The 26,065-nt window shown below is 56.0% G+C and carries 23 protein-coding genes and 1 tRNA gene; 11 read left to right on the top strand and 13 right to left on the bottom strand.

Annotation, left to right across the window (positions count from 1 at the left end; translation table 11 throughout):
* Window positions 1-13 precede the first annotated feature (13 nt).
* Window positions 14-1,777: an RNB domain-containing ribonuclease gene (locus MTC_RS01345; RefSeq protein WP_014404876.1), complete on the bottom strand. Its 1,764-nt coding sequence runs from the start codon at window positions 1,775-1,777 to the stop codon at window positions 14-16.
* Between the two features lie 295 nt (window positions 1,778-2,072).
* Here MTC_RS01345 and MTC_RS01340 point away from each other — a divergent pair, with 295 nt between their 5' ends.
* Entirely contained in the window at window positions 2,073-2,456 is a 384-nt protein-coding gene (locus MTC_RS01340; protein ID WP_014404875.1) for a universal stress protein, read from the top strand.
* A 55-nt stretch (window positions 2,457-2,511) separates the two neighbouring features.
* A complete protein-coding gene (locus tag MTC_RS01335; protein WP_014404874.1) occupies window positions 2,512-3,129 on the top strand; it encodes a YkgJ family cysteine cluster protein in 618 nt (205 codons plus the stop codon).
* 14 nt (window positions 3,130-3,143) lie between these two features.
* Here the strand turns inward: MTC_RS01335 and MTC_RS01330 are convergent, their stop codons facing one another.
* Together MTC_RS01330 and MTC_RS01325 are read right to left on the bottom strand one after the other, a co-directional pair.
* The gene (locus MTC_RS01330) at window positions 3,144-4,445 is read right to left on the bottom strand and encodes a preprotein translocase subunit SecD (protein WP_014404873.1); all 1,302 of its coding nucleotides are present in this window, start codon (window positions 4,443-4,445) and stop codon (window positions 3,144-3,146) included.
* Entirely contained in the window at window positions 4,438-5,415 is a 978-nt protein-coding gene (locus MTC_RS01325; protein WP_014404872.1) for a protein translocase subunit SecF, read from the bottom strand. The genes MTC_RS01330 and MTC_RS01325 overlap by 8 nt, the downstream gene beginning before the upstream one ends.
* Before the next feature lie 241 nt (window positions 5,416-5,656).
* On the opposite strand from MTC_RS01325, the gene MTC_RS01320 reads away from it, so the two are divergent.
* Window positions 5,657-6,514, top strand: coding sequence for a polyprenyl synthetase family protein (locus MTC_RS01320; protein ID WP_014404871.1), 858 nt, complete (start codon window positions 5,657-5,659; stop codon window positions 6,512-6,514).
* Between the two features lie 187 nt (window positions 6,515-6,701).
* Window positions 6,702-8,984 (top strand): CDC48 family AAA ATPase, encoded by a 2,283-nt coding sequence (locus tag MTC_RS01315; RefSeq protein ID WP_014404870.1) that lies wholly within the window; start codon window positions 6,702-6,704, stop codon window positions 8,982-8,984.
* Window positions 8,985-9,017: 33 nt separating this feature from the next.
* Here the strand turns inward: MTC_RS01315 and MTC_RS01310 are convergent, their stop codons facing one another.
* Window positions 9,018-9,833, bottom strand: a complete 816-nt coding sequence (locus MTC_RS01310) for a DUF5667 domain-containing protein (protein WP_014404869.1) — start codon at window positions 9,831-9,833, stop codon at window positions 9,018-9,020.
* Window positions 9,834-10,114: 281 nt separating this feature from the next.
* Between MTC_RS01310 and MTC_RS01305 the strand changes: the two genes are divergently transcribed.
* Entirely contained in the window at window positions 10,115-11,626 is a 1,512-nt protein-coding gene (locus tag MTC_RS01305; RefSeq protein WP_014404868.1) for an AMP phosphorylase, read from the top strand.
* Window positions 11,627-11,656: 30 nt separating this feature from the next.
* Here the strand turns inward: MTC_RS01305 and MTC_RS01300 are convergent, their stop codons facing one another.
* Window positions 11,657-11,908 (bottom strand): RING finger protein, encoded by a 252-nt coding sequence (locus tag MTC_RS01300; RefSeq protein WP_014404867.1) that lies wholly within the window; start codon window positions 11,906-11,908, stop codon window positions 11,657-11,659.
* A 136-nt stretch (window positions 11,909-12,044) separates the two neighbouring features.
* Between MTC_RS01300 and MTC_RS01295 the strand changes: the two genes are divergently transcribed.
* Window positions 12,045-12,311, top strand: a complete 267-nt coding sequence (locus MTC_RS01295) for a hypothetical protein (protein WP_014404866.1) — start codon at window positions 12,045-12,047, stop codon at window positions 12,309-12,311.
* Here MTC_RS01295 and MTC_RS01290 read toward each other — a convergent pair.
* From MTC_RS01290 to MTC_RS01275, 4 genes are read right to left on the bottom strand one after another with little or no spacing between them, the layout of a single operon-like run.
* Window positions 12,306-12,737 (bottom strand): type II toxin-antitoxin system VapC family toxin, encoded by a 432-nt coding sequence (locus tag MTC_RS01290; protein WP_014404865.1) that lies wholly within the window; start codon window positions 12,735-12,737, stop codon window positions 12,306-12,308. The two genes, MTC_RS01295 and MTC_RS01290, sit on opposite strands and share 6 nt — an antisense overlap.
* A 38-nt stretch (window positions 12,738-12,775) precedes the next feature.
* Window positions 12,776-15,238: a DUF5814 domain-containing protein gene (locus tag MTC_RS01285; RefSeq protein ID WP_014404864.1), complete on the bottom strand. Its 2,463-nt coding sequence runs from the start codon at window positions 15,236-15,238 to the stop codon at window positions 12,776-12,778.
* 35 nt (window positions 15,239-15,273) lie between these two features.
* Complete coding sequence (locus MTC_RS01280; protein WP_014404863.1) at window positions 15,274-16,050, bottom strand: DUF7839 domain-containing protein; 777 nt, start codon at window positions 16,048-16,050, stop codon at window positions 15,274-15,276.
* Window positions 16,051-16,053: 3 nt separating this feature from the next.
* Window positions 16,054-16,569, bottom strand: coding sequence for an ArsR family transcriptional regulator (locus tag MTC_RS01275; protein ID WP_014404862.1), 516 nt, complete (start codon window positions 16,567-16,569; stop codon window positions 16,054-16,056).
* Between the two features lie 95 nt (window positions 16,570-16,664).
* On the opposite strand from MTC_RS01275, the gene hypF reads away from it, so the two are divergent.
* A complete protein-coding gene (hypF, locus tag MTC_RS01270; protein WP_237705937.1) occupies window positions 16,665-18,884 on the top strand; it encodes a carbamoyltransferase HypF in 2,220 nt (739 codons plus the stop codon).
* On the opposite strand, the gene MTC_RS01265 is transcribed toward hypF, so the two are convergent.
* Window positions 18,874-19,380, bottom strand: coding sequence for a polymer-forming cytoskeletal protein (locus MTC_RS01265; RefSeq protein ID WP_014404860.1), 507 nt, complete (start codon window positions 19,378-19,380; stop codon window positions 18,874-18,876). The two genes, hypF and MTC_RS01265, sit on opposite strands and share 11 nt — an antisense overlap.
* Window positions 19,381-19,654: 274 nt before the next feature.
* Between MTC_RS01265 and MTC_RS01260 the strand changes: the two genes are divergently transcribed.
* The gene (locus MTC_RS01260; RefSeq protein WP_014404859.1) at window positions 19,655-20,218 is read left to right on the top strand and encodes a peroxiredoxin; all 564 of its coding nucleotides are present in this window, start codon (window positions 19,655-19,657) and stop codon (window positions 20,216-20,218) included.
* Window positions 20,219-20,299: 81 nt separating this feature from the next.
* On the opposite strand, the gene MTC_RS01255 is transcribed toward MTC_RS01260, so the two are convergent.
* Window positions 20,300-21,736 carry an aminoacyl--tRNA ligase-related protein gene (locus MTC_RS01255; protein ID WP_014404858.1) on the bottom strand — a complete coding sequence of 479 codons (1,437 nt, stop codon included), beginning with the start codon at window positions 21,734-21,736 and terminating at the stop codon, window positions 20,300-20,302.
* A 112-nt stretch (window positions 21,737-21,848) separates the two neighbouring features.
* Here MTC_RS01255 and MTC_RS01250 point away from each other — a divergent pair, with 112 nt between their 5' ends.
* Both MTC_RS01250 and MTC_RS01245 read left to right on the top strand, forming a co-directional pair.
* Window positions 21,849-22,511, top strand: a complete 663-nt coding sequence (locus MTC_RS01250) for a 3'-5' exonuclease family protein (protein WP_048188833.1) — start codon at window positions 21,849-21,851, stop codon at window positions 22,509-22,511.
* Between the two features lie 62 nt (window positions 22,512-22,573).
* On the top strand, window positions 22,574-23,806 hold the full coding sequence (locus MTC_RS01245) for a proteasome-activating nucleotidase (protein ID WP_014404856.1): 1,233 nt from the start codon (window positions 22,574-22,576) through the stop codon (window positions 23,804-23,806).
* A 6-nt stretch (window positions 23,807-23,812) separates the two neighbouring features.
* Here the strand turns inward: MTC_RS01245 and MTC_RS01240 are convergent, their stop codons facing one another.
* Together MTC_RS01240 and MTC_RS01235 are read right to left on the bottom strand one after the other, a co-directional pair.
* The gene (locus MTC_RS01240) at window positions 23,813-24,922 is read right to left on the bottom strand and encodes an ABC transporter permease (protein ID WP_014404855.1); all 1,110 of its coding nucleotides are present in this window, start codon (window positions 24,920-24,922) and stop codon (window positions 23,813-23,815) included.
* Window positions 24,919-25,680: an ABC transporter ATP-binding protein gene (locus tag MTC_RS01235; protein WP_014404854.1), complete on the bottom strand. Its 762-nt coding sequence runs from the start codon at window positions 25,678-25,680 to the stop codon at window positions 24,919-24,921. The genes MTC_RS01240 and MTC_RS01235 overlap by 4 nt, the downstream gene beginning before the upstream one ends.
* Before the next feature lie 309 nt (window positions 25,681-25,989).
* Between MTC_RS01235 and MTC_RS01230 the strand changes: the two genes are divergently transcribed.
* Window positions 25,990-26,062: transfer RNA gene (locus MTC_RS01230), tRNA-His, on the top strand.
* The last annotated feature ends 3 nt before the right edge of the window (window positions 26,063-26,065 follow it).

Raw genomic sequence — 26,065 nt, 5'->3', positions numbered from 1 at the left:
AAAAAGCCAAAGGTCACTGAAGGCCTAGCAAAATATCGATTACGGCTTTAGCGGCCCGGCGCTTGGCCCTCTGCTTGCTAGAGGCCTGCCCCGTGGCCGTGATTGAATTAAAAACGCACGTACAGGTGATGAGGGGCTTATTGGGCGGCCCATCCATGCTAAAGGAATAGGATGGAAGCGGAAGCTTATTAGCCTGGCCATACTCCTGCAGGGCCACGATGGGGTCCTTCGAAGTGTTTATGGCTATTTCCGCATTCACGGGGGCAGGCTGTGCCAGCCGCGGCGGAGCCATCGCCGGGACGGGCAGGCCGAGTATGGACGCAAGCAGCCCCACCGATGCGCGCTGCATGGCACCCTTCTTCGAGGCGTCCTTGAACTCGCCCGACTCGTAGCTCTTGCCGTCAAGCTGGACGGTGGCCCTGGCGGTGAACGCCAGATGGGTACCGGTGATATCATAAGATGGCATAGGCCAGCCTGATATCTGTTGTGCGAGGTTAAACACGGTTACCGCCAGGTTTGGCTCCTTTGCAAGCCGCTCGAGCAGCGCGGCCTTCAGCCCTGTCCACCTCTCGCCCGCGGGAGCCTGGGTCAGCACGAGCCCGGCGCAGAGCAACGGCATCTTCCCGGATGCCAGGCGGCTCAGAAAAGCGCCATGATAAGCTTCGGGGCAATCCTCTCCTCCTCTAATGAGAAGCTTGGTGATGTGCTCGAACTCCTTATCGCCCACCCCCTCAATCTGGCCTGCCTGGATGGCCTCCTCAGCCATGCGGTCCGCCTTTTTCTTCATGTACTCGCTTCTCGCCTCATCGTACTCGATAAGCTTCCGGTTGATGTGCGCAGCGATCCCGCTAATATTCTCTTTTGAGTAAGGCAGGGGCTTCCCCATGATGTGCGCCCGAAGCTGCTGGTGGTTCACGAGGTCGGCATACCGGCGGATGGGCGAGGTGAAGTGGGTGTACACTCCCAGGTTCAGGCCGAAGTGCCCCAGGATGGAAGCCCCATACTCCGCCCTGTTGAACATCAAACTAGTGGTGCGCCTTATGGTCGCGAGGCGCTCCGCGGGCACCACGGCGGCGCTCTCGAGCAGCTTCATCAGCTCCTCTCGCTCGGGTGCAGCGCTCCTGGCCGTGTGGTTACGAAATAATATGGGGACGTCATTCTTGACCGCGTACTCGGCCACCGCCATGTTCGCGAGTATCATAAGCTCCTGGATGATGACGTAGCCTATGGTATCCTCGCGGCTCTTCAGCTTTTTCAGCGTGCCCTCCTCGCCAGTCACCCAGCCGGTATTCACGTCGTAATACACTAGCGCCCCGCGGTTCCTGCGCACCATTAAGAGGCCCTGCGCCAGGCGGCGGGCTGTCTCAATAAGGGAGTGCTGCGGGTGCCCGGCATCCGAAAGTATAAGAGGAACGTCGGAGTAGGATAGCCTCGCCTCGCTTTCCATAGTGCCCATGGAAAGCCTGGTGTCGAGGACGTTCAGCCTCTCATCGAGATCAATATCTACCACGAGCACGCTCTTTGGCTCTCCCGGCCACAGCGAAAGCTTTTCCTCAGAGAGGCGTCTCGGGAGCATCGGGCTGCTGCCTCTGGCGAAATACCTGGTCTCGACTCTGGCCATCGCAATGCCATCTAGCTTAGAGCGAGGCTGGGCGGCCCTCGCCACGTCTGCGACCATGACCCTGACCTTCCAGCTCCCGTCCTCGGCGGCATCCACCCATATGGCGTCGTCCATATCCATGGTGGCCCTATCATCGATGGTCACGCCCCTGTACATCGCACCTCTTATCACCCCTCTTCTTCAATAAATATTTTGGGCGGCGTGCCGTGTTGATTAATATAATGGTTTTTTGCCATTGGCGATATAAAAACGATGGTCGGGCAGATGGCTCTTTTATATTGGCGTGGCTACGGTGAGTGGCCAATTCATCCCACGGCTGAAGCACGTGGGCCTTCTCGGCTCCACGTCCCCATCATCGTAAAAGCACAAAACAATTAAAACCTTAAATGCTTTACAAATCCGATTTTTCTTCGGACAAGATTAAAATGAGCGAAGACCAACCCTTTCATAAATGAAGGTACTACTGGCGACTGATGGCATGCCGCATACTGAGAGGGCGGTGGACTATGCCATCGACCATGCCTCCCGCTATAAGGCAGAGTTGTTCGTCGTTTATGTGTTGAGCCCTGACAGAGAGCAAAGGACGGCGTGGGCTGAGGGAAAGCGGACGGTACAGGCCATCAAGCTAAAGGCGCTATCTCAAGAGGTCGGGGTGACCACGATGCTGGAGGCCGGGGACCCGGCCGAGTCTATCCTGAGAGCTGCGGACAAGATATGCGCTGATTTCATCATACTGGGGGCGTCGGGAAGGCACGAGGGCGGGAGGAGACCACTCGGGAGCGTGTCCGGGAAGGTGGCCCGGGACGCGGGCTGCTCCATAATGATAATAAGGTGAACGAATGGCTAAAGGTTAAAGTTAATATGCCCTCTCTAATTTTATTGTACATAGCATGGTATCTGAGGGGCTGCTTCGCTTTTTCAAGGATAACCCGATGGTATATGGTGGCGCAACCCGTGAGGAGCTGGAGCAATTGTCGCGCATCCATGAGCTTTATCCGGATAGCGCCCGGCTATTGACAGATTGCATGGCCGTTGAGCTGCCTTTTTTTAGGTGCTTGCGCTGCGGGCAATGCTGCGCCATAGTCAGGTACATCACGGTTTGCCACGAGGATGTGAAGCGGTGGGCATTCCAGGGCCGGCTTGATATACTTGATTCCCTGGCCATTGATGAGAGGAGGACGCCATTGCTGGCGCTAAAAAAGGATGAGATTAAGGCGGCCAAGGCCGAAGCGTGGGCGCTCCTTGAAAGCCTGGGGATATGTTCTTTAAAAGTTTACAGGCTGTTATACGTCACAAGGCTGCTAGAATGTGCCGTTTACGTGAAGCGAAGCAACGGCGCTTGCGTGTTCCTCGAGGAGAAGGGCGACATGGCAGCATGTAGCGTCCACGACACTAAGCCACTGGTATGCAAAAAGTTTCCTTATTATATTGGCAAATACACGGATAGCCGCCTGATAAAAGAGGACAGCTTCTGCCCATCCCTGAGAGCCACAAAGAAAAAGAAGTGATGTAGGGCAGCGCCCTACTTGCCGAGTATGTCGCTTATTATCCTCCCGTAGGCTGGCCTGGTGATCAGTATTCCTATAAATACTCCCAGGATGGTCGTGATGGCGAAGCCCTTGAGCGAGCCGAAGCCCATGTACCATAATGGTATCATGGCGACTACCACGGTGGCCGCCGAGGACACGATGATCTTGAAGGCCGAGGACAATTTTTGTAAAATCTTCTTAGTGGTCGGGGCCTTGCCAGTCGTCATCACCTCGTCGGTTATGATTATTAGCTGGTCTATGCCAGTGCCTATCACCGCGATGATGCCCGCCACGGATGGCAGGTCTATCTCCCAGTTGATGAAAGCCGCCACTCCCAGCAAAATGACCACCTCGAATATGGAGGTTAAAAACATGGGGAGTATTATCCTCGGCTCCCTGTAGCGGAAGTACATTATGGCGCCGATGGCGCACTGCGCCAGTATCATGGCTATGATGACTACGGTCTTGAACATGGCGCCCTGCTCCGCCGGGACCTGTCCTGAGCTCACCACCTGGACGCTAACGGGCAGCGAGCCGCCCCTCATGTGGACGCTCACCTCTTTGGCCATGGCCTTGCCTTCATCGCCAGTGCCCGTCATCGCCTCCATCTGGTCCACTGGCTTGGTTTTCAGGCTGTTCGCAAGCTCGGAAGACAGTGGCCTGGAATAGAACACCTTGCCATCCAAAAGCATCATTACGTAGTGGCTTTCAGGGTCTGCAGTAGCGCCATACTTAATGCAGGCCTGCTGGAACTTTTCGGCGCCGGCTTTTGTCAGCCCGAAGGTCACGCCATATGCAGTTTCTGTGCCCTCGATATGCGCCACCGGGTCGGAAACTCCGGTTACATCGCTTCCGTCGAGGATGAAGGCCGACTCGTTGCCCTGAGTCTGGATGCGCATCTCGAACTTGCCCTGCCTACCCACGATTGACATGGCCTCATCGTATGGGATGCCCGCAAAATCGATGAGCACGTAGGCGTTACCCTGGTCATCCCTAACCGTGTTAACGGGAGTATTCTTAAGGCCATACTCGTTTATTTTTAATTCCATGATAGACTTGGTAAGCTCGAGGGTCTGGTCAGAGATGGGCTGTCCGGGGCTGCTATTGTTAAGCAGCTTCAGCTTAACATACGAGCCGCCCTCGAAGTCCAGCCCGAACTTCAGGTTAGTGTTGAGCTGGCCGTTCGAATAGCTCGGCCCCAGGAAAATAATCGACAGCAATAGGGCGATTATTAGTATTATCACCCTGTAGTCGGTGAACAGCCTCGTCCACATCCCCTGCTGCTTCTCAGGCATACCTGGCCCTCCCCTGCGGCGATTCCATGTACCACTTCAAAAGCCCGGCGTTAAGGAACCAGGTGTTCATCAGGTCGGCCAGCAGGCCGAATATGATGACGATCGAGATGCTTGACAGCACCGGTATGGTCGCGAAGCCGGCCACGTACGAGAAAGTCGACACGAGATAAAGCACCATGAAGGCGACGATAGCGGATATGCTCATGGTGAGACCCGTGGCCCTGCAGGACGCTATCTTCTTCTCCAGGTACTTCTTCTCGCCCAAAACCTTAGTGGTGAGCAATATATCCGTGTCCACCGAGTAGCCTATGAGCATCAGCAGGGCGGCGAAGGTGCCAAAAGTAAGCTCTATATGGAATACGTTCATGAGCGCCACCGTTATCATGATGTCCGAGAAAGCCGACGTTATCACGGCTATGCATGGAACGAAGTCCCTGAAGATTATGAATATCACCACGGCCATCAGGGCGAACGCCACGACGATGGCCACGACAGCCTGGCCCTGGTTGGCGGCGCTGAAGGTGCTGCCCGTATGCTCAATGGTGGCGCCCGGATAGCTTTTCGCCAGGTAGGCGGCGAGCGAGTCCAGCTGAGCCTGGCCCATCTGGCTAAAGCGAAGCATCACCGTGCCCTGGTTGGGGTCCCTGGTAATGAGGTTGAGCGGATAGCTCGAGAACTCTTCCTGTAGCTGCTGGTCCGTCTTATCCGTTTTAATGGTCACCGATGTGCCGCCCTTGAACTCCAGCCCAAGGTGGAGCGGTGCTCCCACGGTAAGCCACGTAAATCCTGTTACGAGTAAAGCTATTACGAGCACGGCCAGCGGTATTCCAATAGCTTGCCTGGTCGGAAGCTCAGGCCACTTGAGCTTCGATAGCAGTCTCGCATCCTTATCAGGCTCTTCTTTCGAGCCCTTCTTCTCATCTGCCTTCGGTAAAGGGGCCTTTTTTCTGCTCGATTCGTCGGCCTTCATTCAAATCAGTCAAACATAATATGTTGATGCCCTAAAAAGCTTTTGTATATATTATATTGCTTGTTGAACATCTTTTTCTGGTGATATGGATGGTTAGCCCCCGCATCCTCTACTTCAAAGGCTGAAGAAGGTTTCTATTATTCAAAATTACATTGCCAAGCATCTACCCAGCCAACATCGGAATTAATTTAAACTAGCAGCGATTATACCCCGTATAATACAACGCAAGGGATATCTGGTGATGCAAGACTGGGAAGAGGTCAAAGCAATCAACGCTGGCATAGAGCGAATCTTGGGCGAAGTCGAAATGCCAGAGATACGGGTGAGCATAGCGCATTCACTGAAGACCGCCGGCAAACGGCTCAGGCCGCTCAGCGTCCTCCTCCTGACAGAGCTGAACGGCGGCGGCATCGATAAAGCGCTGGACGCAGCTCTCGCCATGGAATGCATACACACCACGTCGCTCATACAGGACGATATCGTCGATGAGGGGATTAAGAGGAGGGGCGAGGACACGTCACACGAGAAGTTCGGCCTCTTCCTGGCGATGGTCAGCGGCGACTACCTCATCTCCAGGGCGATGATGCTCATCTCAAAGTACGACCCGGGGACCATTTACGCGTTCAGCAAGGCGGGGATGTACATGGCCGAGGGCGAGCTCCTCGACGTGAAGTCGAGGGAATACAAGCCAACTGAGGCCGACTACTTCGCCTGCGTCCGCAAGAAGACGGCCGTCATGTTCGAGTCGTCTTTCGAGATGGGGGCGAGGATCGCCGGCGCCATCGAGAGGTGCGTCGAAAAATGCAGGACGATGGGCCTGGAGTTCGGCATGGCTTACCAGATCGTGGACGACCTCATCGAGTATACCAGGATCGACGACGAGAACAAGAAGTCAGCCCTCCAATCGTTCATTTTGCCCATGGTCTACGAGGAGAATATGTCACGCCAGGAGGCCATCGATAAGTGCATGAGGCAGGTTGAGGAGCGCATCGCCAGGGTTGACCTCCTCCTGAAAGAGTATCCCGACTGCGATGCAAAGCGGAAGCTGGCCTGGATGGTCGACCTGCTGAGGAACTACAACGGAGTTAAGATAAAGTAGGGCTATAACAAAGCGCTTTTTTGTGTTATCACGCCTTCCTTCACGTTTTTCTGCCCCTTGCCGGCGCGCCCGCCATGGCCTTTTATAAATCATGCCGCTATATCCATTGATTTTGTCTTTATATTATGGCTAAAACTTCTACTTATCAATATAAAAATAAATATATATCATTCTTTGAGGATTGACGATGACTGTGCAAAAAGAAGAGAAAGCGAGGGTCAGGCTGAAGGTGGCGGAGGCCGACAAAAGAGAGGTAGGGAGGGGTATAGCGCGGATCAACGAGCGCCACATAAAGGAGATGGGCGTATCTTACGGCGACGTCATCCAGATCAGCGGGAGGAGGAGCACGGCAGCCATCGTAGGAAGCGCCTTCCCGTCTGACATGCACCTTGACATCGTCAGGATCGACGGCATAATAAGGCATAACGCGGGCACCACGCTGGGCGACTACGTGGAGGTGTCCAGGGCAAAGTGGAGCGAGGCGAAAAAGGTGGTGCTCATGCCCGTCCAGAAGGGGATAAGGATATACGCCTCTCCAGAAAGCCTGCAGGCCTCTTTTTTAAACCGCCCTGTATGCCAGGGGGACATAGTATCGACTTCGACCTATACGCCGCCGTCGCAATCCTTCAACTCAAACCTTATGTTCGAGGAATTTTTTCGGGACTTCTTCTCGAGCCCTTCGTTCGGTTTGGGCGAGGTCAAGCTTGCGATCGCGTCGACCGTCCCGGCCGGCGTGGTCAAGATAACGGAGGTGACAGAAATTCAGCTATTGCCTGAGGCGACCGAGGTAATAAAAAGCGAGGTGCCCGAGGTCACGTATGAGGACCTGGGCGGGATAAGGGACGCGATAATAAAGATAAGGGAGATGATCGAGCTTCCGCTGAAATACCCTGAGCTTTTCCAGCGGCTCGGCATAGACCCGCCCAGGGGTGTGCTCATTTTAGGGCCGCCCGGCACCGGGAAGACTCTGCTCGCCAAGGCCGTTGCAAACGAGTCGGATGCTTACTTCACGTCCATAAACGGCCCCGAGATCATGTCCAAGTACTATGGGGAGTCGGAGCAGCACCTGAGGGACGTGTTCAAGGAGGCGGAGAGCAACGCACCCGCCATCATCTTCATAGACGAGCTGGACTCGATAGCCACAAAGCGGGCGGAGGTGACGGGCGAGGTGGAGCGGCGGGTGGTGGCCCAGCTCTTATCCCTGATGGACGGGCTGAAGACGAGGAAGAACGTCATCGTCATAGGCGCTACGAATAGGCCCGAGGCCATCGATACTGCCCTGAGAAGGCCCGGGCGCTTCGACCGGGAGATAGAGCTTCGGGTGCCGGACAAGTCCGGCCGCAAGGAGATATTCCAGATACACACGAGGAGCATGCCTCTCACCCCTGACGTGGATTTGGATGAGCTGGCCGACAGGACGTACGGCTTCGTGGGGGCAGATATTGCAGCGCTTTGCAAGGAGGCGGCCATGAACGTGCTCCGGAGGGTTCTGCCCAGCATCGACCTGAAGGAGCAGGCCCTGCCCAGAGAAATACTGGAGCGGCTCAGGGTGTCCAGGCACGACTTCGAGGAGGCCCTGAAGATAATTCAGCCTTCGGCGCTTCGGGAAATCATGATAGAGGTGCCGAACGTGACCTGGGACGACATAGGAGGCCTCACAGAGGTCAAAATGCTGCTGAGAGAGGCGGTGGAGTGGCCGCTGCGATACGCCGATTCTTTCCGGCGCGTTGGGGTTGAGGCGCCCAAGGGCGTGTTATTGTACGGCCCTCCCGGCACCGGCAAGACGCTGCTTGCCAAGGCCATAGCCAACGAGAGCCAGGCCAACTTCATAACGGCGAAGGGGAGCGACCTGCTCTCAAAGTGGTACGGCGAGTCCGAGAAGCACATAAGCGAGGTGTTCAAGAAGGCCCGGCAGGTTGCCCCCGCCATCGTGTTTTTAGACGAATTGGACGCCCTTGCGCCCGTCAGGGGCAGCGCTGCGGGGGAGCCCAGGGTCACGGAGCGCATCGTTAATCAGCTTCTATCCGAATTGGACGGCCTGGAAGAGTTGCGGGGGGTCATCGTCATAGGGGCGACCAACAGGCCGGACATCATTGACCCGGCGCTGCTCAGGCCCGGCAGGTTCGACGAGATCATCCTGGTGCCAGTGCCAGACCGTGGAGCGAGAAGGGAGATATTCAAGGTTCACATGCGCCAGATGCCGGTGGCCGAGGACGTCGTGCTCAACGAGCTCGTGGACAGGACGGATAACTTCACGGGTGCGGACATCGCCTCCGTGTGTAAGAAGGCGGGCCGGCTGGCCCTCAGGGAGGACCTGAACGCAGTAGTCGTCAGACGTAAGCACTTCATGGAGGCGCTGAAGCTTACCGAGCCCTCGGTGACCGAGGAGATGGTGCGCTACTACCAGAATATAGGCGGCGAGCTTAAGCGTAAGAGCGCAAGGGAGATAGAAAGGTCCATGTATATATGATGGGTAAGGGGTGCTGGCACACCCCATTTACCATCATTTCTTAAAGTTGCCGTACTTATTTTCGTTTTTATAGTTGCCGTACTCATTTTCGTTTTTATTATTATTCTGGTTCTTCATATGTGGAGCGTTTGGCGTGGTGGAAGTATAGTTGATTTCGTCCCATGGCCATGACTTGCTGCCATTGGTAATGGTGGGCACCGGCTCCACATAGCCCTTCTTCGCTAAGCCTGGTGGGACCTTACTGCCGTTGATTATGCCATCGTCATCGTTGTCTATGTCATTTTCAGCCTTCTTCATCTGCCCTGGCGGAATGAAGTACGAGGTGTTGTTATAGTAGTAGAACGGCATGCCGTTCCTGACCCTTACCGTCTCGTTGAACATATACCTCAGGCGCTCCTGGATCCTCAGGGGCATGGTCGAGTTGTTCATCATGCCGTAGAAGCACTGCTGGTGATGGTATAGAAGGGGCTCGAGAGCCGCATAATCAGTCTCGTTTATGTCGGGGGCCTGGGTGGTATTATTTAATTCGTTAAGCCCTGCCTCGTATTCTTCCAGGGCGGCTTCGAGCGCTTCGGCGTTATTGGCAAGCTCCATGGCCTTGATCTCGGAAGCCCTCTCATCTAAATACGCCATCTGCTTCTTCATCTTCTCATTATTATTAAACGTGAGGCTCACGTCCAGCTTCTGTAAGAATATCTTGATCGGATAGAGCGGCGAGTCGGCGCCTATCCATCCCTTATATGGCTTGACGTCGCCCTGGTCGGCCATGGCGGCCGGCACGAGCGCCGCCAGCACTGCGAGCGCGAGCGTTGCAGCGATGATCTTCTTCATCATTTTCACTACCTCCATAATCGCCCTCCATAGGGCAATAACCTATAAGTCCTTCATTGCAAATAAGCCTATTTATCGTCCTAATAGTTAAAAAACGTATATTAAAGTTTAGATTAATACAATATGGTTTTATTTGCTATATAATTAATCAATAAACCATAATGAACGATTATATTGTAAAAGCCGTATGATTTGATGTTGGAATGGCGGAGGAGTTATTTCCCGGAAGCACGACCCCATATAAAAAAAGTATATTTGCCATCAACGCTTATGATACTTATCACTCGTGAGGTAGGCCCATGAAGATGAAGGCACAGCCGTACGACATCGAGGTCGGGCGATACGAGATAATAGTGAACGCGACGGACGCGGACGAGCTCGGCATCCACGCCGGAGACCGCGTACAGGTCAAGAACAGGGATACAATAACAGCGGTAGTGGAGACCACGGATGCGATCATACCGCCCGGAAGGGTGGGAATATACAGGGAGGCGTGGGAGGCCCTGAAAACGGTCCCAGACGAGGTGGTCGAGGTCATCCCCGCGGAGCGGCCCAGGTCAATACAATACATAAGGAAAAAGATGGATAAGCAGAAGCTCACCAGCGAGGAGATGCACGACATCATCGCCGACATCGTGAAGGGTAACCTCACCGAGATAGAGCTGACCTCCTTCGTCACCGCCTCGTACATCTACGGCATGGACGCGGACGAGATCGAGTGGATGACCAGGGCGATGGTGAAGACGGGCGACCAGATATCGTTCGACACCCATCCTGTCATGGACCATCATAGCATAGGCGGGGTGCCAGGAAACAAGATATCGCTGTGCGTCGTGCCCATAGTCGCTGCTGCCGGGCTTCTGATACCTAAGACGAGCAGCCGCGCCATCACGGGGGCGGGCGGAAGCGCCGACTTGATGGAAATACTGGCCCCGGTCAGCTTCAGCGCCGAGGAAGTGAAAAAAATTACCACAAAGGTGGGCGGATGCCTTGTGTGGGGCGGCGCGACGAACATCGCCCCGGCGGACGATAAGATAATAGGCGTCGAGTACCCGCTCTCCATCGACCCCAGGAGCCAGCTTATCTCTTCCGTCATGGCCAAGAAGTACGCCGTAGGGGCGGACACGATGGTGCTGGACATCCCGATGGGCAACCAGTCCAAGATAGCCACCATACAGGAGGCGAGAAAGCTGGCCAGGGATTTCATCGAGCTCGGGGACCGCCTGAAGATGCGCGTGGAGTGCGCCATAACCTACGGCGGCTCGCCCATAGGCAGGACGATAGGAGGCGGCCTGGAGGTGAGGGAGGCGCTGACCATGCTTGAGAAGTTCGAGGGCCCCACAAGCCTCATCGAGAAGACCCTCGCCATCTCCGGCATGATGCTTGAGATGGGCGGGGTGGCAGCTAAGAACGAGGGCCAGAAGATGGCCGCTGAGATAGTTAAGAGCGGCAAGGCCCTCAGGAAGTTCAAGGAGATAATCGAGGTACAGGGCGGTGATCCTAAGATAACCTCCGAGCAGGTGCCCGTCGGCGACAAGGTCGCCACCGTCCTGTCGCCCCAGGACGGCTACGTGCTGGAGATCTTTAACAAGAGGCTTGTGGCCGTGTGCCGTACCGCCGGAGCGCCCCATGACAAGGGGGCGGGCATATTGATACACAAGAAGAAGGGCGAGTACGTGAAGAAGGGCGATGGCCTGTTTACCATCTACGCAGATAAGGAGTGGAAGCTCGACGCTGCCATAAAGGAGTCCTTGAGGGACCCCATCATGTTCGTCGAGGGCATGGTGCTGGAAAAGGTTCAGGTTGTATAAAAAGTAGATGGTGGCGACTCTTGCGGTCTTTCAGCGCTTTACCTTTTTTCTTGACTTCGCGTTTTTGACCTCGAGCCTCTCGTCGAAGGGCGTCTTGCACACGTTACACTCGGTGGCACACCACCGGTGATAGACGGCGGAGCACATAGGGCATACGACGGCGTCGTCCTTCTTCACCTTGAGGCCGCACTCGTCGCACCTGCCCGCCTCGTCCTTCTTTATCTCTTCTTCGCCTTCGCCGGCTTCAAAGTCATCAAAGTCGTCATCGTCTACGTATGTCATAGTTACCCTTGAATCAATCCTATACAGTAAAATATTTAAAATTTTTGGGCCGGAGCGGCACCATTAATCCCTGACGCAGGCGTAAATCCCCATCATTGCGATAGGTTTTTGCCATGCGATAAGATGTATACCATTAATGAGCGATGAAAAGATAGACGTCCAGGCCGAGATAGACGAGGCCGTAAGGAAGGGCAAGTATTCGGACAGGAAAGAGGCCATCGTGGGCCTGCAAAAGCAGCTCATCGATTACCAGAGAGGCGTATTGAAGGGGTCTCTAAAGGGCGTGCCTTCCGTCTCAAAGATGGAAGAGGACGCGTGGAAGGAGCTTCTCGAGAAGGCGGGTGGCGACGAGGAAAAGGCCTTAAGGCTATACCTGGAAGAGCTTAAAAAGCTGAGCTTATAGCAGCTCTTCGGGGCTCATGACGCCCACGAGGGATCTCGCCTCGTTCATGAAATCCAAATCCCTGGTGAGGACGAGCGAGTTGTTCCGCTGGGCGAACACGACGTGCAGCGCCCTCATAAAAGGCATCTCGTACTGACGCATGGTGCGCCCGGCCGCCCTCATTATATCGGAGTTGGCCACAAGGAAGTCGCTCCCGTTCAATAGCAGCAAAGGCCGAAGCGCCCGGTTGATGTACTCCATGGGCACGCCAAGCCTCAAAAGCTCGTAGGCGGTGTGCTCCGACACGAGCAACTGGTACTTGCCCTCCGCAGCCTGGTAAAGGAGCCTCGCCACGGCCTCGCCCTTGCCCGGCTCGTCTACGAGCAGGCTTAAAATGACGTCCGTGTTGAGGTAAAGCCTCAGCCGGCTTTTCACTATCATTGGCATGATAAAATACCTATGCCTTTAAACTATTTATGGGTTTTTTATGCGGCGTCCTCTATCCTTTTGGCCAGCTCCCGGGCCTCGCGGGCGGCCTCATGCCTGCCCAGGATTCCCGCTATCTCGCCGATGGCGTCCAGGTTTCTGGTAAGCCTGTCCAGGTAGCCCAGGATGTCGCCGTCGTAGGCGCTCAGGCTATAGTCCGCGGCGATGGCCCTGGAAATGCCTTTCGGGTCCTTGCCCTGCAGCCTGTATTCGACTATCTTCTTGCTGAACTTGCGCTCCGGGCAGCCGCAGAAGGGGGCGTCATCGCACTCGCAATCCAAAAACTCCCGGGCGAAGTCGGTGAGCTGGGCCTGCATGCTTCTATCCAGCTTGGCGATGGACTCGCCTGAGAACACGATGTCCAGGCTGGCCGGGCTGAACGCCCTGGAAGGCACGCTCACCCCCAGGATACGGGAAAGCCGCTCGGCGTTCCTGAAGTAGGCGGCGTCGAACGGCTCAAGCTCCACTGCGATGTCGAGGGGATCGGCTTTTTTATATAGCCTATCCCTTATGAGGTAAGCGTTCTCCACCCTCAGGAAATGGGTGGCGATAGCCCTGCCCAGGGGGGTGTTCTTCACGCGCCCTCCTTCCCTTACCATAAGGCCCTTTTCAACGCACCTGTCAATAAGGTACCCAGTGTCGCACGTCATGCCGAGCATTGCGTCGCCCATCCTCTTTAGCTCAGCCTCGCTCGAGGCGATACAGGCGTTGGCCAGGGCTTCCTCCATCTGCCCGGACTCGTCATAGGCCACGTTCACATGCTCAGCGCATCCACCGAGCAGCCTGAACGCCACCGCGTCCTCCGCCTCCCCATCCATCTCAAACTCCGGGTCGGCCAGGACTATAATTTTCCCCGAGTCATGGTAGTCGGGCCTCCCCGCCCTCCCCTGCATCTGCTGGAACTCGCTTACAGATAGCCACTCCCTGCCCATGGCCAGCGACTCAAAGATGACCTGAGAGGCGGGGAAGTCCACGCCCGCGGCAAGCGCCGCCGTGGTGACCACGACTTTAAGCTCCCCCCTGGCAAACCTCTCCTCAACGCCCTTCCTCTGGGCATAGGTTAAGCCGGCATGGTACGGGGCAGACTGGATGCGGAGGGACTGGCTTATCTGGTGGCACTTCTTCCTTGAGTTAGTGAACACTATGGTCTGGCCCCTGAAACCCTTTGAGGATACCCTTGCATACTCCTTTGAGGCGTACTCCTCGATGAGCCTGTTCTTCTCGTGCGCCCCGGCGAATATGAGGTGCCTCTCAAGGGGGACGGGCCTGTGCTCGTACTCCACGAGCCGGGCTTTTAGGCGCCTGGATATCTCCTTTGGGTTTCCTATTGTAGCGGAGAGGAATATGAACTGTGCCTGCGGGGCGCATGACCTCAGCCTGGCTATCAATCCATCCAGACGGTGGCCCCTCTCCTCGTCCTCGAGCATGTGCACCTCGTCGATCACCACGGTGCCTACCCCCCTCAAAGCCTCGCCCTTCCTTAGCACGAAGTCGAGCGCCTCATAGGTGCCAACTATTATGTCGGAGCCGAGGCTGACGTTCATCTTCAGGTCATTCAAGGCGATCCGGGAGGTGCCCACACGGATCCCCACCTTTCCCAGAGCCCCGTATCTGCTTTTAAACTGCTCGTACTTCTGGTTGGCCAGCGCCACGAGTGGGACGAGGAACAGCATCCTGCCCCTCCCCCTGAGGTAGTTGTTCACCCCGGCCATCTCGCCGATAAGCGTCTTCCCCGTGGCGGTGGCCGAGACGACGAGCTGGCTCTCCCCCTTTAATAGCCCGGAGTGGACCGACTTCGCCTGGACAGGCATGAGCTCCTCCATCCTTTCCATCAAGATGGCCTTCAGGCGGGGGTCAAGGTCGAGGCCCTCGATTTTAACCGCTTTCACCCTCTCGTCGGAGGCGGGGATGGTGTCGTACCTGGTGAGCTCGGGCGGCAGGTTCGACGGCGTGAGCATCGCGATGATGCGGCCAAGGTCCCTCGTCTTAACGAGTAGAGACTCCAGCCTCTCAAGCCCCTCCCTAGTGATGCGGCCCTTATACGATACCTCGCGTTTTAGCTCCTTCTTAGCGCACTCGAGGCAGATTAGCTCCCCCTTGTATCGCACCATGTCAGGGCGCTTGAAGGTCACCCGGTCCTCCATGAGGCAGAAGCGGCACAGGCTAACCCTCCTTGAGGAGAGCTGGTAGGCGGCGAGCATCTCGTTAAAAACGGACTCCTGCGCTGGCTCCATACCGGAGGTCATTATGGCGGAGGCGGCCTTTAGCAGGTCGATAAAAGAGGATACCGGCAGGTACTCGTCCTCCTTTTCCCTGACCACGCGGACCCTTAAAGGCCTCACGCCCTTATCGGTCCTCTGTAAGGATAGCACTCCAACGAAGAGGGGAGCGCCCTCATCCCTGATGGGATATACCTTAAAATCGTCCTTCCTGTACGGGGTGGCGACTATGTATAATGGCATTGACGCCACCATTTAATAGCTAAAAATATAAATCCTTATTCGCGGCCTGCCAGGTCGACCACCCTGTAGGAAACCCCTGCGGCCTCGCACTTCTGGATGGCCTGGGGAGCCATGTCCGCCGTGACCACCAGCGTGCCCCTGACGCCCTTCAAGGCCGCCTCCACGAGCGACTCGACTGCGCCAAATATCGTGTCCGGCTTCACCCCCGCCTTATTCAGCGCGGCAATGGCCTCTATCCCCGCCGCCCCGACCATGCCCTCGAGCTGGCCCCTGAGCCGCTCCCCATCGACTGCCCGCGAGCCTCCGCTCTCAATCGGGGGCACCTTTACGACTTTCACGCTCTCCCGCTCAAGCGGTATCAGGCCCTTGAGGTCCTTCACGCCCACGTCCTCCCCCTTCCTGGCGTCGCTCATGGCTATGCCCGGGGCGCCCTCGCCCCCGTAGCCGGCATACAAGACCCCTCCCCTCATGAACAGCCGCACCTCAGACCCCTTCCTTATATCCGTGGAGGCGATGGCCGGCCACACGCTCACCTGCCCGACTACGCTGCCCAGCACGTACCTCGAGTACTCCTGGAGCTCGCGCGCCCCATTGATGATGGCCTCCACCCCCAGCGGCGTGACCTTATACCGGCCCCTTCCGCTCGAAGATATCAGCCCGTCCTCGATCATCTCCTTAATGTACTCGGAGACCGCCTGGGGGGTTATCCCCAGCGAGGCCGCTATCTCGCTCTGCTTAATCTGGGGCTGGCTGGCCGCGGTCTCCACCAAAATCTGAAACCTCGTCATCTCGCTCTTCTTCTCAAGCACCATCGGTCATCGTTCCCTGACTATTTCAAGCCGCTGGCCCTTAACCACGATATTTCGGGACCGCTTCGCCACGCCCTTCAAGAAAGTGGGGCTCTTATCGAATACCCGTGAAAGGTTAACGAGTGAAGCGTTGCCTCCCTCTATCTCCTTCTCCATCTGCTCCGCCAGCTTCCGCAGGCCCTCGTCCATCGAGAAGGCTATCATGATTATCTCGCTTAGCTCCTTCATCGTGCACTGGAAGTTGACTCGAACCTCGTTGTACGACGTCCTGTACTCGAGGACGGGGGCCTCGCCGGGCGCCGGCATCCTCCACCTGCTCTCGATCAGGCCGCCCTGCTTCAAGACGTCCAGGCTCCTGCTCACGTCCTTGCCCGTTGCCTCTTCCAGTTCCTTCTGGGTCTTCCATCCGCCTGAGACCTCGTCGAAGACCTGGGAATGCAGCTTCGAGTTGAACACCTGCAAGAGCGGCACAAGGTCGGCTGGATCGTTGATTATCTTCGTCCTCTTTACGCTTGGCTCCATTAAGACTTGTACTCCCTAACAAATAACTTCAATAGAAAAATATATCACAAATCGGCAATAAACTTTTTGAAAGATTTATGAAAAATGCAAAAATTTTGGTCCGGGGCATAGTCCAGGGAGTAGGTTTTCGGCCCTTCGTGTATAACCTGGCGGCCGCTCATTCTTTGGACGGCTACGTCAAGAACCTCGGGACGAGCGTCGAGATCGTGGTCGAGGGCCGGGATGGCGAGGTCGAGGGGTTCATCGAGGGCTTGAAGTCCGGGCCGAAGCTGTCGAGGATTGACTCGATCGATGTAGACTATGGGCCTTATACGGGGTCATATCGTGGTTTTCGGATAGAGAAGAGCTCAGTAGCGGGTTTTGGCGGGTTCATACCACCAGACACGGGCATATGTAATAAGTGCATAGAGGACATGGAGGGCGACACCCGCTTCAAGGACTACTGGGCGACCTCCTGCGTCGACTGCGGCCCCCGCTACTCCATAATGGAAACCCTGCCATACGACAGGGAGAACACCACTATGACGGACTTCCCGTTCTGCGAGGACTGCCGGAGGGATTATGAGGACCCAAAAAATAGGAGGTATCATGCCCAGGGCTTCTCCTGCCCGAAGTGCGGCCCCGGGCTGGCGCTATACGATGAGGGGCGCAACAGGCTGGACCCGCCGCTCGAGGAAGCCATACGTCTACTGAACGAGGGCAGGATACTGGCCATTAAGGGAGTGGGAGGCTTCCACCTGTGCTGCAGGATGGAGGTGACACCCTTGCTGCGCAAAAGGAGAAACAGGCCAGAGCAGCCGTTCGCCCTCATGGCTCCCCTCAAAGTCATCGAGAAGTACGCCTATGTGAGCGATGGCGAGAGAAGCCTGCTCGACTCGATGCAGCGCCCCATCGTACTATTAAGGAGAAAGCCGGGGGTGCCCGAGGCCGTGGCGCCAGGCCTGCACACGGTGGGCTTCATGACCCCGTACACCGGCTTCCACCATCTTCTCTTTAGGGGCATAGACGAGCCTCTCATCATGACGAGCGCCAACCTCCCGTCGGAGCCGATGGTCAGGGACAACGATGAGGCCTTCAGAAGGCTGGGCGGCATAGCCGACTATTACCTTTTGCATAATAGGCGCATCCTCAACAGGTGTGACGACTCGGTGCTGCGCTACAACAACGGCGCGTTCTTCACCAGGATGGCCAGGGGCTACGCCCCAGCAATGTTCGTGCTGAAGGACAGGACGCCTAAGGCCATACTGGCGATGGGCCCCGAGCTAAACTCCTCCATATCCATCTATAAGGATAACCTGTGCTATATTTCTCATCACCTGGGCCACATCAACAACCCTATGGCACTCGAGTTTTTAAAGGAGACCGTGGACCGCCTGCTGAAGATGACCAAGGTCAGGCCCGAGGTGATAGCCTGCGACATGCACCCCGCGTTTTTGTCCTCCAGGCTTGGCAGGGAGCTGGCCCAGGCCTACGGGGCGGAGGTGGTGACGGTGCAGCATCACAGGGCGCACGTCGGCTCCCTGGCAGTCGAGGGAGTCGATTTGGAGGACGTCGTGGGCGTCGCCATGGACGGCGTGGGCTATGGCGAGGATGGCACAGTATGGGGCGGTGAGGTCTTCCATGGAGAGTCTCACCCTGCAGGGCTATTGCCTGTGCCGATGCCAGGAGGCGACCTGGCCACGCGCTTCCCCATGAGGATGGTGGCGGGAATACTTTACGGAAGCATAGACGATGAGAGGCTGCTAAGCATAATGCAGGCTAACATGGGCGAAGTCGAGGCCCGCGTGGTCCTTAGGCAGGTCGAGACCGGGGTAAACGTCGCCTACTCGTCGAGCGCGGGCCGAGTGCTGGACGCGGTCGCCGCGCTGCTAGGCGTCTGCTATAGGCGTACTTATGAGGGCGAGCCTGCCATGAAGCTGGAGAGCTTTGCCCTAAAGGGCGACGCCGATAAGGTTAAGCTTCCCTGCGAAGCCATCCCCATCAGCGGCAGGAGCGTGATAGACTCCAGGAGCCTGCTGAGAGGAGTGGTCGAGGCCCTGGACGAGGGCAAGGATAAGCACGACATAGCGGCATCCGCGCAGGCGGCGCTCGCCAGGGCCTTCGCGGAGCAGGCTTGCAATGTGGCCAGGAAAAGCGGCGCCTCTACCATAGGCTTTAGCGGCGGGGTGGCGGTCAACGCGGCAATAAGCAAGGCGATAGAGGATTACGTAAAAGGAGAGGGGTTGAAGTTTGTGACGAACCACAGGCTTCCCTGCGGCGACGGGGGCGTCTCGCTCGGCCAGGCCGTGCTCGCCGGCCGCATGCTCATTTCTTAATGAACCAGAATAAGCCCTTTCCCTTTGGCTTCTTATCCTTTTTAGGGTTGGCCTTAATGCCCTTATTCTCCTCGACGGCGTCCTCGGTGATGACTATCTTGCCCTTGATATGCTTCGATGGGGGCTTACCCTGTATCTCTATGAGGCCGCCGGCGTCAAGCGATCCAAACCTCGCCCCGGGCCGTATGAAGGCCGCTCCGGCAACCTTCACATGTCCCATCACCCTGGCGTTATCGAGCGCCTTGAGGTCGCCGTCCACGAAGAGGTCTCCGTAAATTATCGACCCAGGCCCGAGTATCACGTCTCTCGCCCTCACGTTTCCCGTGACCTGGGCGTTCTTGCCAAGCTCCAGGTTGCCGTCGATCGCGACCCGCTCCATGCACCTCGCGTTTATGCCCATTATAAGGTTGACGCGGTGAGTTATAGGCCTTGCGTAGCTGGAGTTCTTCATGATGATGAGAGTGTTGGATTCCCTGTGAGCCCGGATCGAGGCCATCTTTACACCTTAAGCTATAACTTCTCGCATCGAATATAAAAATTTTGTAGTGGCTTTTCGTGTAGGGAGTCATTTTGTTGGGCGACCGCTTCAATGATGAGCCTTTTTTGCCTTGAATCGCTTGGACTCGCTTAAATTTGTCCTCGTGCGCCTGCCACAACTCTTGTAAACTTTTGGCTGCACTACAGAACCAAAAAGAAGCCTTAAAAGGGAAAACCAAAAATATTAATAAATAATATATATTTAAAAACTCATTTTAATATCGGTGTCCATCATGCTGAAGGTCAACGAAAAAGTGCCCGAGTTTGAGGCTGAAGCCTACCAGGATGACAAGATTAAGAAGATAAGGCTTTCCGACTATAGGGGCCGTTGGTTGGTGCTCGTCTTCTACCCTGGCGACTTCACCTTTGTCTGCCCCACAGAGCTTCAGGAGCTGGAGGAGCTTTACGACGAGTTTAAAAAAGAGGGCGCCGAGGTGCTTAGCGTGAGCAAGGATACGGTTTTCGTGCATAAGGCTTGGCATGATAACTCTCCTGCCATAAGCAAGATTGAGTACCCCATGGTTGCTGACCCTTCTGGTAGGCTTTGTCGTGAGTTTGGCACGCTTGTGGAGGATGAGGGCCTGTCGTTGAGGGGTAGCTTTATCATCGACCCTGATGGCGTGCTTAAGGCTATTGAGATTCACGATAATAGCATTGGCCGGAGCATGAGGGAGCTTTTGAGGAAGCTTCAGGCCGCTAAATTCGTTCGTGAGCATAAGGGCCTTGCCTGCCCCGCTAGCTGGCAGCCTGGTAAGGAAGCCTTGGAGCCTAAGCTGGACCTTGTTGGTAAGATTTAGTCGTTATATGTGGGGATTCTATCATTCAAGACGACCGTTATTCGATAGAACGGCCCAAATTCCAGCGGCCTTATAACACGCTCATCTAAACACTGGGCGCTGACTTAACAGCTTCGGCAGCGGAAGAGGCCGATAGGGGCGACCGGCACACTTCTTTTTAACCTCACGAGCCAGCTCGTCCCTGGTCATCGTGACGCGCTTACCGCTCTCACGTATGCTAACCGAGAAGAGGCCCGACTCGACCTCCTTCTCGCCGACCACGGCCACGTAAGGTATCCACTCCATGTTAGCCCTCGCAATCTTCTTAGACAGCGTATCGTCCCCATCGTCCACGTCCACGCGCACTCCCTCGATGTCAAGATACCTACAATAGTCAAGCTGCTTCTCCGAAACGGGGATGATACGAACCTGGGTGGGCGAGAGCCAAACCGGCAACATGGGAGTCTCTTTTTTCAGCGCCTCCTCGAGTATCGAGTAATACCAGCGCTCTATGCTCCCGATGCTCGAATGGCAGATTATGCAGCCCTTCTTCTTGCCATCCCTGTCAGTATAATCTATGCCATACACCGCGGCGTCCTTCACGTCTAGCTGGACGGTGGATAGCTGGATGCAGCTCCTGGTCGAGTCCACGCCCTGGAACTCGTTTTTAACCGCCCAGTAGTGCTTCATGTCGCTGAGGACTTCCACGAATGCCGGCGTATTCGAGTATTTCACCAGGTCGATTATCCGTGACTTGTGCTGCGAGTAAAAGGAGTCTACGATGCGGAACACGACTGCGTACTCCACCCCCGAAGCATCACATAGATCAGAATAGTTACGGTAAAGCTCCTGGTACTCGTTCCAGCCCTCCTCTATATCCCTGCAGAAGCAGTGGATGTCAGGCATGTGGAACGCCCTAAGCCGCTTCAGGCCAGACAGCTCCCCATCCCTCTCATACCTGAAGCTCTTGCTGAACTCGTACATTCTGAGCGGCAGGTTACGGTAGCTTATCGTGGCGTCCTTCATTATCTTGAACAGCCCGAAGTCCCCTGCGAAGCGCAGGATGAACTCTTTTTCGGGGTGGTCCGGGGCCTTGACCGTGTAATGCCTCTCATGAAAAGTCCCCGCCTGCTCTCTTATCTGGGGGTCATCCCAGTCATACAACAACGGAGAGTCAACCTGGATGGCCTTAAAGCGATTTACCGCAATATCGTAGGCCCAATCCCTTAAAAGCTCAAAGATGAGGTAGCCCTTTGGGTAAAACCTAAAATTCCCCGAATCCGAGGAAGGCTCATAGCCTACCAGCTCGTGGCTCTGCATCACCTTGATGGAAGGAGGCTCCTTCATGGGGGGCATCTTCAGCTCCTCGGAGACGACATATGACTCCAGTGACTTACACCCGACCTCCTTTAGCACCTTCAAGACCTCTTCAGCCTTACCGAGGTCTAAGGGTATCTCCGAGCCGTCAGGAGTGAATATGAAGTGCCTGCTCACGATATTCTTAACCACGTCATCCCTGGTCTTGGACTTGCTTATCACGCTGATGCCTCCGAATGGCGGGTAGCGGCCTCGCCCATAATACTAAGGGCGGGCTTACATATAAACGTTTATCATCGTAATTTTTATGCTGGCGGCCGCAATACGTGCACTCATGAGCCGGTGCCTGCAGTTCGAGATCGACCCCCTGGAGGTCTCTGAAAAGTATGTTGGCAGCGTGCTTGTGGCCCTGGACGTCCTCGCCTACTCGGAGGAGGAGTGCCCGAAGCCGGAGGAGCCGGCCTGCCTCATCGCTGCGGCGCACACCAGCGGCTTAAGCTCCGTAAGCAAGGCTTATGTGAAGCTGTTCGTTGCGGGCAGCCCGGCCCTGAAGGAGGAGAAGACCATCCTGAGGGATTTTTCGGCTTACATGGACATGTTCGACGGGGGTACGCTGGCCGCCCACTATGGGGCCTCGGACTCGCCCGACGAGGGCTTCGACGTCCCATATCTTCTCGCAAGGGCGAGGCAAGCGCACCCCGAGCTTTACCCTTCATTGAGCAGAACGCTGGGGAGGTTCAAGAGGCACGACACCTGCGGGTATGCCAGGGAGAACATGGACCTGCCATCCGCCGATCTCGAATACCTGGAGGGATATTATGGCCTGGCCAGGAAGCCCGACGCCATTCTGCCGGACGCCAGGAGCGGGATGGACGCCTACTGGAAGGCAGGCGATGCAGCCGTCCTGAAAGGCGCGCTCACGAACGCGTATAACTGCCTGCGCATCGCCCAGTCCCAGATCAAAAAAACGATTTGCTGCACCGACATTCCGCTATAAGGGCGGCAAACGGGGCGAAAACCACAAAAGTTTTAAACATACTGATGCGTATTGGGAACTATATGACGAAGACAGATTCTCCGGCGGAACCCTTCGCAGAGCCATTGGTAGAGAAAGCCCAGGCACTGGAGAAGGAGAAACAATCCCTTCAAGAGGAGCTTGACCTGCTGAAGCTCCAGTATGAAGAGCTTAAGACCCGGCTCTTCGAATCCACCATAATGAATAGCAATAATCTAAAGGAGATCCAGCGCCTTCAGCAGGAGGTGGCGCACCTCAGGAGGACTCCCCTGTTCATCGCCAGCGTCATCGAGATCGTGGATGGCGGCATGGTATTGTTAAGGCAGCACGGCAATAACCAGGAGGTGCTCACGAAGCCTTCTGATGAGATACTGAGTAAGCTGACTTTGGGCACCCGCGTGGCCGTTAATAACTCTTTGGCTATCGTCCGCATTTTAGAGAAGCCCGCGGACGTCCGCGCCAGGGTTATGGAGGTCATCGAAGCGCCCAACGTGAGCTATGAGGACATCGGAGGGCTGGAGGAGCAGATCAGGGAGGTCGTGGAGACCGTGGAGCTTCCATTGACCGAGCCCGAGCTTTTCGCCAGCGTTGGCATCGAGGCCCCCCGTGGCGTGCTGCTCTATGGGCCGCCCGGCACTGGTAAGACGCTGCTGGCCAAGGCCGTGGCGCACGCCTCCAAGGCGACTTTCATCAGGATGTCCGGCTCCGAGCTTGTCCATAAGTTCATCGGCGAAGGCGCCCAGCTTGTGAGAGACCTGTTCCAGATGGCCCGCGATAAGGCGCCGAGCATAATCTTCATCGACGAGCTCGACGCGGTGGGCGGAAGGCGCACCCATGACGGCACTACGGGCAGCGCCGAGGTGAACCGCACCATGATGCAGCTCCTCTCGGAGATGGACGGCTTCTCGGAGCGGGGCAACGTCCGCATAATGGCGGCCACCAACCGCATTGACATGCTGGACCCCGCGATCTTGAGGCCGGGCCGGTTCGACCGCATAATCGAGATACCCTTGCCCGACGAGAAAGGACGCGAGGCCATATTCAAGATCCACACCAGGAGGATGACCATGGACCCGGACGTCGACGTAGACAGGATCATTAAGGAGACCGACGGGGCGAGCGGAGCGGACCTGAAGGCCGTGGTCACCGAGGCTGGCATGTTCGCCATCCGGAGGCGGAGCAAGTCGGTCAGCATGGACGACTTTGAAAAAGCCATCAAGAAGGTCATACACAAGGAAGAGGCGTCGTCATCTCCGTCTTCCACAGTGTACGCTTAAACAAAATTATTGTAGCCGCTTGTTGAGGCTAATCGCCGATAGCGCTATCATTGCCACTGCGAACGCCAGCAATATGGCCACGTCGGCCCACACGTCCCAGATGCCGTATCCTCTCACCATTATGTTCTGGAGGGCGTCGTTCGCGTAGGTCAGGGGCATTATGTATGAGAATACCTGCAGGTAGCCTGGCAGCGTGGAGATGGGCCAGAACATGCCGTCCAGGAACACCTGGGGCAATATCAGCAGGGGTATGAACTGGACGGCCTGGAGCTCGTTCTTCGCGAACGAGGAGCAAAAGATTCCCAGGTTTACGCTCACCAGCGTGATGAGGAGCTGTAACGCCACCACCGAGTAGATGCTGCCCACGATCTTCACGTTCAGCACGAATACGGCAAACAGGAGGATTATCATGGACTGTATTATGGCGAACAGGCTGAAGCCGAGCATGTAGCCAAGGATGATCTCGGAGCGGGTTATGGGCGAGACGAGGAGGCGCTCGAACGTGCCGAAGGAGCGCTCCCTTAAAAAGGTAACGCCGGTGAATATGAAAATGAAGGCGAAGGCGATGACGCCTAACAAATATGGCGCGAACAGGTCGAGCGTGGTGAAGCCCTCTCCATAGATTACCGATGAGCTTACGTTGAGGTTGAGGCTACCATTTTTCATTTTGGCGAACGCGGAGGTCATGGCGTTACGCACCTTCACGTTAACAGCGGCAGACTTGCCCTGGTCGGTGCCCTCCGTGATGATGTCAGCGCTCGCCGTGCCATTAAGGATGATGCCCTTCGTGAAATCGGGGCCGAAGATGATGGCTCCGTCGAGCTTCTTATCCTTTAAGGATTGGTTTACGTCTACGCGGCTGACCTCTATGACCGTCAGGTTATCCTGCCCTCTCAGCGCATCCACCACGTCCCTGGAGAGGGACAGGCTGCCCAGGCCCGCGTCCTCGTTGACGACGCCCAGCGTGACGGTGGAACTGGAGCCCGTCGTGTAGAAGTAGCCGAGCAGCGCCATGACGACGGAGGGGACGATAATAATTAAGCCGAAGGTGCGGCGATCCCTGAGGCACTGCGTGATGATGCGCCTTGCCAATGAGAGTATCCTCAATGGGCTCATCGCTCTGCCTCCGAGAACTTCATAAACGCGCTTTCGAGGTTCTCGCATGACGTGAACGCCTTAAGCTCGGCGGGCGTCCCCTCTATGAGCTTTTTACCCTCCCTTATAAAAGCAAGCCTGTTACAGTGCTCCGCCTCGTCCATGACGTGGGTAGAGACGACGAGTGTGACGCCCTCGCTGTTTAGCTCGTGGAAGTACTTCCAGAGGTCGCACCTCAGCTTCGGGTCCACCCCCACGGTGGGCTCGTCTAAAAATAGCAGCCTCGGCCTGTGAACGAGGGCACAGGCTATGGAGGCTCGCTTCCTCATGCCCCCTGAGATGGTGCTCACCACGCTGTGCTGCCTGTCTGAGAGGGCTGTGACCTCAAGTATCTCATCTATCCGCCTCTCCCGCTCGTGTCCTCTTAGCCCGTAGATTGAGGCGAAGAAGCGGACGTTCTCCCTTATCGTTAAATCGTTATATAGGGCATCCATCTGGGTCATGTAGCCGATGGAGGCGTTGTTTCGCCGGTCGGGCATTTTCCTGCCGAGCACGATCGCCGTGCCAGACGTGGGCTTCAGCAGTCCGCATAGTATCCTGATCAAAGTGGTCTTGCCAGCCCCGTTTGGGCCGAGCAGCCCATAGTTTTCCCCGTATTCGACCCTGAGGTCAACCTCGTCGAGCGCCATTATCTTCCCGAATCGCATCGAAACCTTTGAGCAATCGATGATGTGCCCGCCCTTAATTTTATTTTCTTCTATCATTTGCTGTTTTAGCATTTTTACGCCTCGCCCGAAACGATACAACTAGTATATAGTATAAAGAGTATAAAGATGCACCGAAACGGGCATCTAAGGATTCGAGAAAAGCCTCGCCGTACAATAGAGGGCAAACTATCTAGCGCGCTCCACCCTACTTAGAAGCAGAAGATGCGATATCAAATCATCCTTTTCCTTTTAATCAGGGGCTTTCTGCAGGCTCCGAGCCTGGCAGGTAAATCTTAAAAGAATTAAATGCGGGCCTATTTTTGTGACCTGACTGGAACCATAAACTTTATTTATAAGTATGCAGCTATTGAAGTTGCACTGGCCGGGATGGGGTAGTTGGCAATCCTATGGGACTGTGGATCCTATGAGCCGGGTTCGAATCCCGGTCCCGGCCCTA

The sequence above is a fragment of the Methanocella conradii HZ254 genome, assembly GCF_000251105.1.
Classification (GTDB): domain Archaea; phylum Halobacteriota; class Methanocellia; order Methanocellales; family Methanocellaceae; genus Methanocella; species Methanocella conradii.
This window is presented reverse-complemented; position numbering and strand designations above follow the sequence as displayed.

Bases quoted from the DNA above. Each gene is read 5' to 3' on its own strand.
- MTC_RS01275 (WP_014404862.1), bottom strand. From the start codon at position 16,569: ATGGAGCCAAGCGTAAAGAGGACGAAGATAATCAACGATCCAGCCGAC.
- MTC_RS01300 (WP_014404867.1), bottom strand. From the start codon at position 11,908: ATGACATACGTAGACGATGACGACTTTGATGACTTTGAAGCCGGCGAA.
- MTC_RS01280 (WP_014404863.1), bottom strand. From the start codon at position 16,050: ATGGTGCTTGAGAAGAAGAGCGAGATGACGAGGTTTCAGATTTTGGTG.
- MTC_RS01310 (WP_014404869.1), bottom strand. From the start codon at position 9,833: ATGGAGGTAGTGAAAATGATGAAGAAGATCATCGCTGCAACGCTCGCG.
- MTC_RS01295 (WP_014404866.1), top strand. From the start codon at position 12,045: ATGAGCGATGAAAAGATAGACGTCCAGGCCGAGATAGACGAGGCCGTA.
- MTC_RS01320 (WP_014404871.1), top strand. From the start codon at position 5,657: ATGCAAGACTGGGAAGAGGTCAAAGCAATCAACGCTGGCATAGAGCGA.
- MTC_RS01290 (WP_014404865.1), bottom strand. From the start codon at position 12,737: ATGCCAATGATAGTGAAAAGCCGGCTGAGGCTTTACCTCAACACGGAC.
- MTC_RS01345 (WP_014404876.1), bottom strand. From the start codon at position 1,777: ATGTACAGGGGCGTGACCATCGATGATAGGGCCACCATGGATATGGAC.
- MTC_RS01235 (WP_014404854.1), bottom strand. From the start codon at position 25,680: ATGCTAAAACAGCAAATGATAGAAGAAAATAAAATTAAGGGCGGGCAC.
- MTC_RS01240 (WP_014404855.1), bottom strand. From the start codon at position 24,922: ATGAGCCCATTGAGGATACTCTCATTGGCAAGGCGCATCATCACGCAG.
- MTC_RS01335 (WP_014404874.1), top strand. From the start codon at position 2,512: ATGGTATCTGAGGGGCTGCTTCGCTTTTTCAAGGATAACCCGATGGTA.
- MTC_RS01285 (WP_014404864.1), bottom strand. From the start codon at position 15,238: ATGCCATTATACATAGTCGCCACCCCGTACAGGAAGGACGATTTTAAG.
- MTC_RS01315 (WP_014404870.1), top strand. From the start codon at position 6,702: ATGACTGTGCAAAAAGAAGAGAAAGCGAGGGTCAGGCTGAAGGTGGCG.
- MTC_RS01265 (WP_014404860.1), bottom strand. From the start codon at position 19,380: ATGGCCTCGATCCGGGCTCACAGGGAATCCAACACTCTCATCATCATG.
- MTC_RS01260 (WP_014404859.1), top strand. From the start codon at position 19,655: ATGCTGAAGGTCAACGAAAAAGTGCCCGAGTTTGAGGCTGAAGCCTAC.
- MTC_RS01340 (WP_014404875.1), top strand. From the start codon at position 2,073: ATGAAGGTACTACTGGCGACTGATGGCATGCCGCATACTGAGAGGGCG.
- MTC_RS01325 (WP_014404872.1), bottom strand. From the start codon at position 5,415: ATGAAGGCCGACGAATCGAGCAGAAAAAAGGCCCCTTTACCGAAGGCA.
- MTC_RS01305 (WP_014404868.1), top strand. From the start codon at position 10,115: ATGAAGATGAAGGCACAGCCGTACGACATCGAGGTCGGGCGATACGAG.
- MTC_RS01245 (WP_014404856.1), top strand. From the start codon at position 22,574: ATGACGAAGACAGATTCTCCGGCGGAACCCTTCGCAGAGCCATTGGTA.
- MTC_RS01250 (WP_048188833.1), top strand. From the start codon at position 21,849: ATGAGCCGGTGCCTGCAGTTCGAGATCGACCCCCTGGAGGTCTCTGAA.
- MTC_RS01330 (WP_014404873.1), bottom strand. From the start codon at position 4,445: ATGCCTGAGAAGCAGCAGGGGATGTGGACGAGGCTGTTCACCGACTAC.